Origin of the sequence: Sutterella sp. KLE1602 (assembly GCF_001578585.1) — a bacterium.
Classification (GTDB): Bacteria; Pseudomonadota; Gammaproteobacteria; order Burkholderiales; family Burkholderiaceae_F; genus Sutterella; species Sutterella wadsworthensis_A.
The window spans coordinates 1-13,529 of the sequence record NZ_KQ968567.1; the positions used below are offsets into that span (position 1 = coordinate 1).

General features: G+C 64.1%; 12 protein-coding genes. 6 read left to right on the forward strand and 6 right to left on the reverse strand.

Annotated elements, in window-relative coordinates; translation table 11 throughout:
• The first annotated feature begins 44 nt into the window (after positions 1 to 44).
• The gene (locus tag HMPREF3036_RS09535) at positions 45 to 326 is read left to right on the forward strand and encodes a zinc ribbon domain-containing protein YjdM (RefSeq protein WP_082897445.1); all 282 of its coding nucleotides are present in this window, start codon (positions 45 to 47) and stop codon (positions 324 to 326) included.
• A 116-nt stretch (positions 327 to 442) separates the two neighbouring features.
• Here the strand turns inward: HMPREF3036_RS09535 and HMPREF3036_RS09540 are convergent, their stop codons facing one another.
• Positions 443 to 2,470, reverse strand: a complete 2,028-nt coding sequence (locus HMPREF3036_RS09540) for a DNA topoisomerase 3 (protein WP_062333991.1) — start codon at positions 2,468 to 2,470, stop codon at positions 443 to 445.
• A 466-nt stretch (positions 2,471 to 2,936) separates the two neighbouring features.
• On the opposite strand from HMPREF3036_RS09540, the gene HMPREF3036_RS09545 reads away from it, so the two are divergent.
• The 3 genes from HMPREF3036_RS09545 to HMPREF3036_RS09555 all read left to right on the forward strand — a co-directional run bounded on the left by HMPREF3036_RS09545 (position 2,937) and on the right by HMPREF3036_RS09555 (position 5,494).
• Positions 2,937 to 3,278 (forward strand): helix-turn-helix domain-containing protein, encoded by a 342-nt coding sequence (locus tag HMPREF3036_RS09545; RefSeq protein ID WP_005436926.1) that lies wholly within the window; start codon positions 2,937 to 2,939, stop codon positions 3,276 to 3,278.
• Positions 3,279 to 3,465: 187 nt separating this feature from the next.
• Positions 3,466 to 4,164 (forward strand): LexA family protein, encoded by a 699-nt coding sequence (locus HMPREF3036_RS09550; protein WP_062333994.1) that lies wholly within the window; start codon positions 3,466 to 3,468, stop codon positions 4,162 to 4,164.
• Positions 4,165 to 4,195: 31 nt separating this feature from the next.
• Positions 4,196 to 5,494: a Y-family DNA polymerase gene (locus HMPREF3036_RS09555; RefSeq protein WP_062333997.1), complete on the forward strand. Its 1,299-nt coding sequence runs from the start codon at positions 4,196 to 4,198 to the stop codon at positions 5,492 to 5,494.
• A gap of 210 nt (positions 5,495 to 5,704) precedes the next feature.
• Here the strand turns inward: HMPREF3036_RS09555 and HMPREF3036_RS09560 are convergent, their stop codons facing one another.
• From HMPREF3036_RS09560 to HMPREF3036_RS09570, 3 genes are all read right to left on the reverse strand, one after another.
• Positions 5,705 to 6,316 (reverse strand): XRE family transcriptional regulator, encoded by a 612-nt coding sequence (locus HMPREF3036_RS09560; protein WP_062334000.1) that lies wholly within the window; start codon positions 6,314 to 6,316, stop codon positions 5,705 to 5,707.
• A 587-nt stretch (positions 6,317 to 6,903) separates the two neighbouring features.
• Positions 6,904 to 7,845 carry a tetratricopeptide repeat protein gene (locus tag HMPREF3036_RS09565; protein WP_062334002.1) on the reverse strand — a complete coding sequence of 314 codons (942 nt, stop codon included), beginning with the start codon at positions 7,843 to 7,845 and terminating at the stop codon, positions 6,904 to 6,906.
• A 102-nt stretch (positions 7,846 to 7,947) separates the two neighbouring features.
• Positions 7,948 to 8,448 (reverse strand): macro domain-containing protein, encoded by a 501-nt coding sequence (locus tag HMPREF3036_RS09570; protein WP_062334005.1) that lies wholly within the window; start codon positions 8,446 to 8,448, stop codon positions 7,948 to 7,950.
• Between the two features lie 200 nt (positions 8,449 to 8,648).
• Between HMPREF3036_RS09570 and HMPREF3036_RS09575 the strand changes: the two genes are divergently transcribed.
• Entirely contained in the window at positions 8,649 to 9,053 is a 405-nt protein-coding gene (locus HMPREF3036_RS09575) for a thioredoxin family protein (protein ID WP_062334009.1), read from the forward strand.
• A gap of 188 nt (positions 9,054 to 9,241) precedes the next feature.
• On the opposite strand, the gene HMPREF3036_RS09580 is transcribed toward HMPREF3036_RS09575, so the two are convergent.
• A complete protein-coding gene (locus HMPREF3036_RS09580; RefSeq protein WP_005436945.1) occupies positions 9,242 to 10,579 on the reverse strand; it encodes an anaerobic C4-dicarboxylate transporter in 1,338 nt (445 codons plus the stop codon).
• 239 nt (positions 10,580 to 10,818) lie between these two features.
• Here HMPREF3036_RS09580 and HMPREF3036_RS09585 point away from each other — a divergent pair, with 239 nt between their 5' ends.
• Positions 10,819 to 12,234, forward strand: a complete 1,416-nt coding sequence (locus tag HMPREF3036_RS09585; RefSeq protein WP_082897447.1) for an MmgE/PrpD family protein — start codon at positions 10,819 to 10,821, stop codon at positions 12,232 to 12,234.
• A 199-nt stretch (positions 12,235 to 12,433) separates the two neighbouring features.
• Here HMPREF3036_RS09585 and leuE read toward each other — a convergent pair whose 3' ends face one another.
• The gene (leuE, locus tag HMPREF3036_RS09590) at positions 12,434 to 13,093 is read right to left on the reverse strand and encodes a leucine efflux protein LeuE (protein WP_005436954.1); all 660 of its coding nucleotides are present in this window, start codon (positions 13,091 to 13,093) and stop codon (positions 12,434 to 12,436) included.
• Positions 13,094 to 13,529 lie beyond the last annotated feature (436 nt).

A 13,529-nucleotide genomic window follows, 5' to 3' on the forward strand; every position in this document is an offset into this window, starting at 1 on the left:
GCTGTCTTTTCCGCCATTCCTCCCCGCCTCACAGGCGAGGGTTCCTGGCGGATTTGGCTGAATGCGCCCATGAATGGACGCCCGGCGAGGAAGCCGCCCATGACGAGGAGAAGCTCGTCGTGAAGGACGCCAACGGCACGCTGCTCGCCGACGGCGACTCCGTCACCATCGTGAAGACCCTCAAGGTGAAGGGTGCCTCGACGCCGCTCAAGATCGGCACCAAGGTGAAGAACAGCCGCCTCGTCGAAGGCGACCACAACATCGACTGCAGGATCGACGGCTTCGGCGCGATGCAGCTCAAGTCCGAGTTCGTTAAGAAGCTCTGACGCAGGACGTCGTCCTGCGAGGATCCATCCGGACGCGAAAGGTTCCGCTTCTCTCCGTTTCGACGGAGGAAGGCGGAGCCTTCTTCGTTTGAGGGCCGCGCGGGTCTTCCGGACGATCAGCAGACCGTATCGAGCGGTGGCGGCTCGTCGGGCATGTTCGGGGCGGGCGCTTCGGGCGACGGCTCGCGGGACGGTGCGGGTGCGGGCCTTGCCGCTCCGGTGCGTGCGGAGCCGCTCGGGGCCGTGCGGCCTGCGCGGACCTTCTGCAGTTCGGCCGCGATGAAGGCCTCGTATTCGCTCACGAAGTTGTCGAGCTGCTCGGCGCCCGACTCGACGAGCCTGAGGCGCTCCTCGAAGTGTGCGGTCATGGCGGCCGAGCGGATGCGGGGCGAAACCCGCTTGAGGAGCCTGCGGCCCGATTCGGTGCAGTGCAGGTACTTGCCTTCGGTCTCGAGGTATTCCTTGCGCCTGAGTTCGGCGATGATGGCCGCGCGGGTGGCCGGCGTGCCGATGCCGCCCGCCTCCTTGAGCATGGCCTGTCCCTTCGGGTCGTCGAAGCTGCGCCAGATGTTCTCCATGGCGGCGATGAGCGTGCCCTCGGTGAAGAACTGCGGCGGCTTCGTCTTGTCCTCGCGTCCCTTGACGGCGCGCACGTCGCAGACGTCGTCCTTTTTGAGTGCGGGGAGCGTCTGGGCGTCGTCCTCGTCCTCGCCGTCCGGATCTCGGCCGCCTGCGGCCTTCGGGTTCTTCCTGCGCTTTTCCTCGGCAGCCCTGCGGTCCTTCTCGAAGAGGATGCGCCAGCCTTCGACGCGCACGACGCGGCCCTTGGCGGTGAAGGTCTCGCCGCCGATGCCGAGCACGACCTCGGTTGCGTCGAACTCGTGCACCGGGAAGAACTGCGCGATGTAGCGCCTCACGATGAGGCGGTAGATGTCGGCCTCCTCGCGGGTGAGCGTGGCGGGATCGATCGTGTTGGCGACGGGCACGATGCCGTGGTGCGCCGTCACCTTCTTGTCGTTGAAGGTCGGGCTCTTGAGCTTCGGGTCGGCCTTGGCGCAGGCGGGGGCTGCGGCGGGGAAGTTCCTGGCGACGGCGGCGAGCACGGCGGGCGCGTCCGCGTGCTGGGATTCGGGCAGATAGCCGCAGTCGGTACGAGGATAGCTCGTGATCTTCCTGACTTCGTAGAGCGACTGGCAGACCTTGAGCGTGTTCTCGGCCGTCATGCCGAAGCGCTTGCTCGCCTCGATCTGGATGTCGGCGAGCGAGTAGGCCTTGGGCGGATTGGCCTTGCGGCGCTTCGTCTCGGCGGAGAGCACCGTGGCGGTCTTTTCCTTCGAGAGACGCTCGACGAGCGCGCGGCCGACGTCGAGGTCGATGAGGAGCCTGCCTTCCTCGTCGAGGCCCTTCTGGTCGGGACCGGGCTTCCAGCGTGCGGTGAAGGGGACGGTCTCCTTGGCGAGGTCCGCCGTGATCGAGAGGTAGGGCACGGGCGTGAAGTTGCGCACCACGTAGTCGCGTCGCGCGACCATGAAGAGCGTCGGCGTCTGCACGCGGCCCACGGCGAGGAGTCCGTCGCCGCCCGCGAGCGTGTAGGCGCGTGAGAGGTTCATGCCGAGCAGCCAGTCGGCGCGGGAGCGTCCGCGCGCGGCGTCGCGCATGCCCGCGTAGCTGCGGTTGTCGCCGAGCTTGGCGAGGCCTTTTCGGATGGAGGCGGGGTCCACCGCCGAAACCCAGAATCGCTCGACGGGCTGTCGGGCCCTGAAGTGCTCGAGCACCTCGTCGACGAGGAGCTGTCCCTCGCGGTCGGGGTCGCCCGCGTTGACGACCGTTGCCGCAGACTTGAGCAATTTGCCGATCACCGAGAGCTGCTTCTTCGCACCGCGCTCGGTCTTCGCCTCCATCAGCCAGTGCTGCGGAAAGATGGGCAGGTCCTGCATGCGCCAGATCTTGCGCCCCTTCTTCGTCTTCGGAATGTCGTCGGGCAGGTAGGCGTCGGGCTCGGCCTGCTCGAGAAGATGGCCGAAGCACCAGGTGACGACCACGTCGTTTCGGCAGTTGATGAACCCGTCGCCTCGGCCCGATACGCCGAGCTCGGCGGCGATGGCCTTGGCAACGGAGGGCTTTTCGGCGATGAAGAGCTTCATGAGGGATCCGTTCGAGATTATCGGAGCAGTGTACAGATTTCGCGCTCCGGACGCACGGCCCGCTCAAAAAAGCCTTCAATTTCGACTTACGATTGTATGGAAAAGCAACGGACTTGATCCAGCCGATGTTTATAGACAATCTTTACACTTGTCGTTCGCTTTTGTCGAACATTAAGTTCGAGGTATTCGAGCGTTCTGCCAATTGAAAAAATCAATCGCTAAAAACTAGGGAAAAATACGCAAGTCGAAGGTCGAGCCCCGCGTGGTTTTTCTTGAGCTTCGTCAAGGTCGGGAAAACCCTCCGAATGTCGCGTCGGAAAAAGCGAAGGGATGTTGGGTAAAAACCCTGAGTCTAGGTGCGACTTTTGAGCAACTGCCCCCTGTGGGAGAGGGACGTCGGAGGCGTTCACGTGTTAGCATCGAATCCGTCCCCCCGACAAGGGGGCTTGACAAACAGGAGGCAAACATGACTGAATTCTGTTCGATTGACCGGGTGACCTACCCGCTGCCGTGCCAGCAGTCCTACATGCGGTGGAGTGCTCATTCGCTCCCCCCGCTTGACACCGTGTCGCAGGGTCGACGCGAAAGCGGCCTGCAGCAGATGCATCCCGAAGCGCTTCAGAACGTTCGCAAGCGCGCATTCGAGATGCTTGACGCCGGCATGAACTGCGTTGAGATCGCAAGAAAGCTCAGCGCGCACCCGCAGACGATCCGCAAGTGGAAGAAGCATCGCGAGACCTTCGGTGAAGAGCTCTCGGTGATCGGCCTCAAGCGGGGCCCGAAGAAGCTCCGTCCGGAGGTGCTCTAAAAAGAGACGCAGTCACTGCGACTGCAAGGCGGACGGCCCGCAGGATTGAGAGGAATCCTGCGGGCCGTCCGCTTTTTTGAGATTCGCAAATGGTGATGCGGAACGGGGTTTTCGGGTGACGCGGCTTTTAATTTGATTTTTGAGCTACAATTCCGGCATTGGATGAGGTTGTCTGAAGGAGGCCGGGATGTCGGAAGAGGACAAGAGGGAAGCGGGTTCGCCCGCGAGGGGCGGTGCGCGCACGGGCGCGGGCCGTCCGAAGGGATCGGGAACCTATTCCGAGGTGAGAAGCGTGAGGCTCAGGCCCGATGAGGCCGAGCACTGCAGGCGAAAGGGCGGCAACCGCTACCTGAGGGGCCTCATTCGTGCGGACATGACGCGGGAGGAGGCGCCCGAAGGGGAGGACCGGCCTGCGGACGTGCTGCCTCGCGAGCACCTCAACGTACGCGTCGTCGGGCGCGTGCCGCTTGAAAACGATCCGAAGGACAACGTCACGCGCGTCGAGATGAAGGGCTCGTGCGGCTTTCCGTCTCCGGCGGACGACTATGCGAGCGAGGAGTTCAACCTGAACGATTTCTTCGTGCGCAAGCCCCACACGACCTTCGTGATCGAGGCGGACGGCGACTCGATGATCGACGCGGGAATCTCCTCGGGCGACATTCTGCTCGTCGACAGCTCGAAGGAGCCCGTCGACGGCGACATCGTGCTCGCCTATCTCGGCGGCGCGCTCACGATCAAGCGCTTCAAGCGCATTGACGGCGTCATTGAGCTGAGGCCCGAGAACAAGGAGGGCAACTACAGGATCCTGCGTCCCACCGAGTGGGACGACTTCAGGGTGGCTGGCGTCGTGACGGCGCTCGGCCGCATTCTCGGGCGCGGCCCCTAGGCCGTGCGCCTGTCGACGGGAGGAGTCCTGCATGACGACGCGCTTTCTTCACATTGACGGCAACACCTTCTATGCCTCGGTGCACAGGGTGTTCGATCCCACGCTCAGGCGCCGCCCCGTGGTGGTCCTCTCGAACAACGACGGCTGCGTCGTGACGAGGACGGTCGAGGCGAAGGCGCTCGGCATTGCGCGGGGCGTCCCGTACTTTCAGATCAGGGAGCTCGCCGAGCGGCACGGCGTCGCGGTGCTCTCGAGCAACTACGAGCTCTATCAGTCGATGTCGGACCGCATGATGGCGGTGATCCGCACGCTCGTGCCGAGGCAGGAGATCTATTCGATCGACGAGCAGTTTGCGGACGTCTCGGGCATGGAGAATCTTACGGCGCTCGGCCGCGAGGCGAGGGCTCGCATGCTCAAGTGGACGGGGATTCCGACCTGTGCGGGCATTGCGCCCACGAAGACGCTCGCCAAGCTCTGCGACCACTGGGCCAAGGTTCATTCCGTCTTCGGGGGCGTCCTCAACTGGGACGACCTTTCGCCCGCGCGCAGGGAGAAGGCCTTTGCGGTGACGCCCGTCTCGGAGGTCTGGGGCGTGGGAGGCAGGACGGCCGCCAAGCTCGAGGCCCTCGGCGTGCGGACGGTGCTCGACTTCGTGAGGGTGCCGGGCGGCGTCGTGAGGCGCCTGGGCGGCGTGGTGCTCGAGCGAACCTGGCTCGAACTCCAGGGGCGCTGCTGCATCGAGCTTGAGGAGACGCCGCCGGGGAGAAAGCAGATCGTGCGCTCCCGCAGCTTCTCGGCGCCCGTCTCCGACCTCGACGGCCTGCTGTGCGCGGCCTCCGTGCGCATGGAGAGCGCGGCCCGCGTGCTTCGGCGCGAGGGAAGCGAGGCGACGCACGTGGGCGTTCTCTTCAGCACGAGCCGCTTCAGGGAGAACGAGCCGCAGCATTCGGCCGAGGTGGGCGAAAGGCTCCTGCGGCCGACAGCCGACACCATCGAGCTCACGGCGGTCGCCGAGGCGCTCGTGAGAAGGGCCTGGCGAAGGGGCTTCGCCTACTGCAGGCTCGGCGTGGTGCTCTCGGGACTCGTGCCCGCCGTCGACGGCGCAGCGCGATGCGTGCAGCCGCAGTCCCTCTTCGACGAGCCCGAGGACGATTCGGCCCGTGAGCGGCGCAGAAGGCTCATGATGACCGCCGACATGATCACGGGACGCTTCGGGCGGGACGCGATCAGGACGGCGGCCTGCCTGCAGGCGGACGGCTGGGAGATGCGCAGGGACCGCATGACGCCCTGCAGCACGACGTGTTGGGACGAGATGCCGGGCGTCGACTGAGGACGAAATGCATGCCCGGCCTCCGAAGGAAGGACGCAGCACGATTCGTGGTCATGGATAGTGTTTGTGTGTGAAACAGGGTGCTTCGACATTTCCCCACTCGTTCGAGCCGGCCGGTTATGTCCTCATCGGACCGGCGCTCGATGGCGATCTGATCGGGGACAAAGAAAAAGGGCCTCCGGAAGGGAGGCCCTTTGTTCTGATCGCTGCTTAGCGGATGTGCTTCACGGAAACCGTGGAGAGCACCTTGCCGAGAATGACGATCTTGTCGTCGGTGGCGATTTCGTTCGCAAAGCGCTTGGGATTGTCGATGCGGATGTCGAGCGTGCCGTCAACGAGCGGCTGGATGCGGCGAAGTTCCTTCGTTTCGCCGACCTGGACGAGGTAGACGCCGGAGCCGATCACCTTGTTGATCGTATGGTTGATGACCACGAGGCTGCCGCTGCGGATCGTCGGAGCCATGTCGTCGGATTCCTGCGTGAAGAGCGAGAGCTTGTTGGCTTCCGTGCCGAAGGTGCGCTTGGCGCTGTCGGCCGTGAGCGACAGGCCGATCGTTTCGGAGGATTCGGGACGCGGGCGGATGACGACTTCGTCACGGCCGGAGGCGTGCTCGCCGTAGGTGAGCCAGTGGGCGGAAACGCCGAAGACCTTGGCCATGCGCTCAAGATAGATGACGCGCGGAACGGCCTGGTTGGAGCACCACTTGGAAATGGAAGGCTGGGCGATGTCGATGCGGCGGGCGAGCTCGCGCATGGAGATGCCGGAACGCTTGAGTTCGGAGCCAATGCGGCCGCCGAGTGTGTCGGTCGAGATGGAATTCACGATAGTCCCCTTGTGAATGTGTAATGAGATCAGCTGGTTTTTCGGATATCGACGGCTTTTGTGGGTCCGTTGATATCACTTGTTGCTTATAAAATACCTCAAACAGCTGAATCGCGATTCGGAGTATGCACTTAGGTGAACGGGAATCGGCGATACTTTGCGTCAAAATCCTGTTCCCGATGCGGATTCATTTTACACAGAATGAGAGAGTCGAACTAAGAAAACGCTATCGTCGCCGCAAGACGCACGGAACCTTGCGCAAACCGCAATTGGCTAATCTCCCCAGTCGCAGAGGCCTTTACACGGATCTATGGGGTAATTCGGAAATGAACGGTTACAAACTTTGGGTGTGTGTGGACGGAAATTGACGGGTGATCCGGTCGGGAATAGGGGAAGTCGGGAATGACTGCGGTCCGGGCGGGGCGGGGGAAGGGAGTACGTCGTCTGCGGGGAGGGCCGGAGGTGGTCTCCGGGGGGCTGATCCTGAAGGTATCAGCGGGAGTGTATTCGCTGTGAACGCCAGTGGGACTAGGTCCTTGAGTGGATTTTGTCCCACCGGAAGTTCGATTCGGGCTCGGTTGGCGGGCTCAGCGGCCGGCCTTGGGGCAGCTCGAGCGAAGGCCGCTCGAGCAGGCAATGTTGTGGTAGAACCTGGCGCGGACATCGTCCTTGTCGACGCCCTCGCCCGAGAGGTAGAGGTCGCCGAGGATGGCGCAGGCGCGGGTCTGGCGCATCTGGCAGGCCTTGTCGTACCAGACGGCGGCGGCCTTCGGATCGGCCTTGACGCCGTCGCCAGAGCGCAGGATCTTGGCGGCGCGGAAGCACGACGGGGCGTTGCTCAGGCGGCAGGCGGCCTGGTAGTTCTGAAGGGCAAGCTTCATGTCGACGGGCACGCCGTTGCCGTTCTGGCGGCGCTCGGCCGCGTCGAGGCAGGCGTCCATGCGGCCGAGCCTGCAGGCCTCCTCAACCCAGCGCACACGGTCGTCGGAGCGGTCGAGGGTGGCGGTGCGCATGCAGGACGTCTCGTTGCCGAGCATGCAGGATTTGCCGAGCCAGGAGACCAACGCCTCGTGCTCGCCCGCGTCGTTGGCGATGCGGGCCATTTCACGGCAGCTGCGGTCGTCGCCGATCGTGCAGCCGCGCGAGAGAAGTTCCTTTGCGGCCGGAAGGTCGGCCGAATAGATCCTGCCCTCGGCAAGCAGAAGACCGAGATGACGGCAGGACTCGGGGTCCCCGCCTCTGCAGCCCTTCTCAAAGAGGGCGCGGGCCTCGCCGACGGCCTTTTGCTCACTCCGGGCCTTGTCGACGGACGGAAGCACGCGAAGCGCGGCCACCGTGCAGGCGGCGGCCTCGCCGCGGGCGCAGGCGGCCTCGGGCGTCTCGCGGGCCGTCATGACCATGGTCCCGGAAGCAGGTTCGGCCGATGCGGCGGGAGCGGCGGCCGGTGCGGCGTGCGCTGCGTAAGAAAGGGCGGCGGCCGAAAGCATCAGGGAGAAAAGAAGAGCGGATTTGATTTGAAGGGACGTCATGGCGGTCAGCGTCTGTGTGTAAGAAATCTTGGAATTCTGCCCAAGGAGGATGGTGTTTTGCTTAATAACTCGATGAGGGAAAACCCGCACGGGGTCTCGAGGTCATTGCGGCAGAAGCGCCTTGTAGGCCTCGAGGTCCTCGTCGGTGTAGGCGCAGACGGTCACGCGGCCCGCAAAATCGTGCGCCAGCATCGCCTCGAGCGTGGTCTTCGCGGCGAGGTCCACAGGAAAGCGGTGGATGCCGCGGCTGATGCAGCAGAAGGCAACGGTCTCGAACTTCATGTCTCGCGCAATGTCGAGTGCGGACGTGACGGCGCGGCGAAGCGTCTCGACCTCGTCCGATGCGCCGCCGAGCCAGACGGGGCCGACGGTGTGGATCACGTGACGGGCGGGGAGCGCGTAGCCCTTCGTGAGCCGGCTCTCGCCCACGGGACAGCCGCAGAGCTCGATGCACTCGGCGAGGAGCTCGCGGCCCGCGGCGCGGTGGATGGCGCGGTCCACGCCGCCGCCTCCGAGAAGCGAGCGGTTGGCGGAATTGATGATGGCGTCGACATCGAGCGTCGTGATGTCGCCCTTGATGACGGAGATGGCACAAGGCTGCATGGCGGATTCCCGAAATGTTCTGATCCATGGATTGTAGTCTCGAGACTTCGGTATTCGCAGTTTCGTATTCGGAAGGAAGGGAAAATCCGAACGCAGTTCGGCGCAACCGTCCATCCTTTGTGCGCTATCATCGGAAGGTTCTGCCGCAAAACGTGCGGCAGGTCTTGAATTCAATCATCATCAAACGAAACGGATTCGTCATGAACACTCGACTTCTTCTCGGCGCCCTTGCGACTGCCGCCGTGCTGGCCTCACCCGCTCATGCGAAGCTCGACGGCAAGGTGCCCGAGCCCGGCATGGTGACCTTCGTCACCTTCAGCGCGGACGGCTGCCAGCCCTGCCGCCTGATGGAGCCCGCGCTCAGGAAGCTTGACCAGGAGTACGAGGGCCGCGCCGCCATCCGCGAGATCAACACCTCCGAATACCCCGAACTCGTGCCGTACTTCCGCATCGCGGCCGTGCCCACCCAGATCCTCTTCGACAAGGACGGCAAGGAGCTCGGCTGGCACCAGGGCTACATGGACGAGTCGAGCATGAGGCAGGCGATCGAGGGGGCTCTCAAGGCCGCCGAAGCGAAGCCCGACGAGGCGAAGGTCGCAAAGTAGTCGGCAGGATCCGCTCCTTCCTCTCTCCGTCTCTCCGGACGGGAGGCTGAAGGACGAGGACAAGGGACAATTGAAGGGGCGCCGGATGCTGAATCCGCGCCCCTTCGTGCATTCCACCGAATGTGAAAACGGGCGCCCTCCGGCATGGAGGACGCCCGTTTCGATATGGACTTTCGGGATCAGGCCGATCAGAAGACCAGCTTGGAGATGCCCCAGCCGATGAACGTGCCGCAGGTCACGAAGACGAGGCCCGGACGCAGGTAGGAGTGGTTGATCACGAAGGTGCCCAGACGCGTCGTGCCCGTGCGGTCGAAGGCCGTGCAGCCGATCTGCGCGCCGCCCGGGATGATGAAGTCGCCGTAGCAGCAGGCCCAGGTGCCGACGAGGAACTCGGGCGGCAGGCCGAACTTGAGGCCGAGCGGGATCATGATCGTCGTGGAGACCGTCGGGGAGAAGATGACGGTGGAGACGCAGAAGGTAGCAAGGCAGAAGACGAACGGCGCATCCTTGGCGAGGCCGGCGAAGGCGTCGGCGAGGACCTTGGTGTGCTGGTCGAAGAACGTGCCCGTACACCAGGCGATGCCGAAGACGCCCACGACGCCGATGAGGCCGGAGCGGAACACGGAGCCCGAGGCGAACTTCGCGGACGGGACGCGGCAGAGCATGATGATGAAGAAGGCCGTGGCGAGCATCACCATCTGGATGATGTTCGGGATAGGAAGAAGCGTGGTCTTTTCGCCGACTGTCCAGGACGGACGCAGGTCGGAGACGGAGCCCACGAGAATCGAGACCAGAATGCCGAGCAGGAAGATGCAGACGGCACGGCGGGCAAACGGAGCCTCCGCGAACTTCATTTCAGTCGTGGAGTGCGTGGCGAGCCACTGGTAGTCGCCGTTGGCGAGGCGGGCCTTGAATTCCGGGTCGTCCTCGAGCTCCTTGCCGCGCCAGAACACGGAGAGGGCGGCGCAGAAGAGCGAGAGGATGAAGGTCGGGATCGTCACGGCCAGAATCTGATGGAATTCGACGCCCTGAGTGGCCATGATGCCCACCATGGCGGCCATGGCGGCGGACATGGGCGAGGCCATCACGGCGATGCCGGCGCAGATCACGGATGCCGAAACGGCGCGCTCGGGGCGCACGCGAGCCGAGGCCGCCACTTCGGCGACCACGGGATAGACCGCGAAGGCCACGTAGGACGTGCCCACGACCATCACGAAGAAGGAGCACACGAGCGGCCCCACGATGGTAATCATCTTCGGCCAGCGGCGAAGGAGCTTCTCGGCCCAACGGACCATCAGGTCAAGACCGCCCGAACCCTGAAGGACGGACGTACAGGCGATGACCGCCGTGATGATGAGCAGGACGGAAATCGGAGGAGAACCCGGGGGAACGCCAAGAACGAGGACGAGAAGGCACACGCCGAGACCGCCGGCCGCACCGAGGCCGACGCCGCCCAGACGGCCGCCGATGGCTACGCAGACCATAACGATGGCGAACTGGAGCCAGAAGTTGAAATCCATTTCCATGGTTGTAAAGCTTTCTTTTTGGTTGTTGGAGGGAGGCGGCAGTATTTCAGTCAGGGGCCGCCACGCGGTATTTTACAGTTTGTTGCACTGACACACATCATGGTTTTTACGGGGTGCCTGGCGCTCGTTGTGTTCGAAGGCTCCGCATGCACGTCGGCAGCGGGCTTTCGGTATCATTGGCGTGACCCGTGGGCAGTCATGGATTGCCCTGACGACTGAATTCACGAAAGGAGCCTGAAGTGACTGAAACCGCTGTTCCGAATGTTCTCAAGAGCGAGGTGCTCGCCCGATTCGTCATGGAGACGCCCTCCGAAGCCGTGCCCGACGCGATGGTGAAGAAGGCCGTGCGCCACATTCTCGACTCGATCGGCGCGGGCGTTGCGGGGGCCGTCTCGGTTGAGGCGCAGCGCCTGACGGCCGTGCTTCGCGAAGAAGGCGAGGGGCCCGGCAGGGCCACGCTCTGGGGCCGCGGCGAGACGATGACGCCCGTCAACGCCGCGCTCGTCAACGGCACGGCCTCGCATGCCTTCGAGCTTGACGACACGGGCGGATGCGACCATTCGGGCGCCGTGGTGGTGCCTGCGGCCGTCGCCGCGGTGGAGCTTGCGGACCGTCCCGTGACGGGGCGCGAGTTCATCGACGCGGTGGTGATCGGCTACGACGTCGCCCGCCGTCCGCTCGAGGCCTGCGGCGCCTATGAACCGCACAACGGCGCGGGCTTCCACTCGACGGGCACCTGCGGCACGTTCGGTGCGGCCGCGGCCGCAGCCCGCATCCTGGGCCTTTCCGTGAGGGAGACGCAGAATGCGCTCGGCCTTGCCTCGTCCTTCTCCTCCGGCCTCTGGTGCTGCGTGCACGACGGCGCGCAGAGCAAGCGCATGCATGCGGGCCATGCAGCCTGGGGCGGCCTGATGAGCGCCGTGCTCGCACGCCGCGGCTTCACGGGGCCGACGCACGTCTTCGAGGAGGTCTGGGGCGGCTTCAACCATTCCTTCGCGCCGACCTCGAGCGATCCGGATGCTTATCTGCGCGAACTCGGCGAGAACTGGAAGCTCGGGCGCGTCTCCATCAAGCCGCACGCCTCCTGCCGCTCCACCCATGCCGCAATCGACGCCGTCGACAACCTGCGCGCCGCACACGGCTTCACGGCCGATGACGTCGAGGAGGTGCACGTGATCATCAATCCGTTCGTCTACGGCATGTGCGGTCACGCGACGCTTCATCCGATGAACTCGGCCCAGCTCTCCATCCCCTACAGCGTGGCGGCCGACCTCGTCTTCGGCTCCGCGGGCCTTCCCTCGTTTGCGCGCGCCCGGCGTGAGGACCCGCGCGTCGCCGCCATGATGGCGCGCGTGCGCTTCACGGTCGACAAGAGCCAGAAGGACGACGACGAGCCGATCGTCGAGGTGACGCTCAAGGACGGCCGCAGCTGGCGCGAACACGTGCCGATGCCGCTCGGCGCACCGACCAATCCCGTCACCGACGAGGCGCTTCTCAGGAAGTTCAGGGGCGTGGTCGGCATGGTCTTCACCGAGGAGGAGACCGAGGAGCTCGCACGCACGCTCATGGCGCTCGAAGAGGTCTCCGACTTCAGGACCGAGGTGGCGAGCCTGCTCGCCCGCGAGCCGAGGACGCGCGAGCAGTTCGACGCATAAAGTGCTCGAACATGGTGTGATAAAATCACGGGGTCGCAACCTGCTCTCGGATGGTTCAGCAGTCACCGCGCGAGTTGCAGATGACGACGGCCTCGGCCCGGTAGACGTCTTCGAAATGCTGGGAGAGGCAAAACAAGACGGCCTGCATTCCACATTCGGATTGCAGGCCGTCTTATTTGGTGCTTGTCCCGTCGGAGCGTCAGGCGTCGAGCGCGAGCTTCGATGCAAAGAGCAGGAACATGCTGCCCATGGCGGTGTTGCCGAGCTTCGCGACGGACGGACGACGGCCGAAGAACTTGAGAAGGTCGGCGCCCGCGGTGATGAGGAGCGTCATCCAGGCCATGCTGAAGCATTCAAGGATCAGGGCGAGGATGGTGTAGGAGATCGCCGGATTGTCGAAAGCCGGATCGATGAACTGCACGAAGAAGGAGACGTAGAAGAGAATCGACTTCGGGTTCGTGAGGCTCAGCGCAAGGGCGTTGCGGTAGACCTTGACGAGGCTGCGGCTCTTCTTGACGACGACTTCGGATTCGCCTTCGGCCTTTTCGGCCTTCTTGGCGAAGAACGTGGCGTGGATGGCCTTGCCGCCGAGCCAGGCGAGGTACGCGGCGCCGAGGATCTTGAGCCAGAAGAAGACCTCGGGGTGCGCGAGCACGAGGGCCGCGATGCCGAGGTAGGCGAGGAAGACCAGAACGGCGTCGCCCGTGAAGACGCCCGCAGCGGCGGTGAAGCCCGCGCGGCGGCCGTCGACGATGCTCGTCTTGAGCACGAAGAGCGTGTTCGGGCCGGGGATCATGACGATGATCAGAGCGCCGAGCGCATAGGCCCAGATGTTGAGGATGCCAAAAGTTTCAAGCATGATGGAGATGATCCGTGCGAAAAAAAGACCGCACTCCCTCGGAGTCCGGCCGGCAGATGAATTTTTGCGGTTTGGATGCATTCGGCCCCGCGGGCCTTCCTGCATCGGACGACGAAGTATACAGGTTTTCGCCTAGGGGACAACCCCGAAATGAGACATTTTCCGGAGAATTTTCCGCCCGCGGAAGGTCGATGTCGTGAAGACGATTGCGGCTGTGGCGAAGCGGGGCGATTGTTGTCCGGATACCGCGTTTGCGGGACTTGCTAAACAACCTCCCCACTGAATTTCGGTACAGTCGAGGCTTTTCGCCTCGGGGTTGTCCCCGATTTGCTGTCACTCCGACCACGAAATCCCTGCTGACGCAGCCCTTGTACGGCAAGGGAAGGAATCTCCCGCCCTCGGAACCTCCCGAACTCGCGCTCGGTGATGCCTTCTC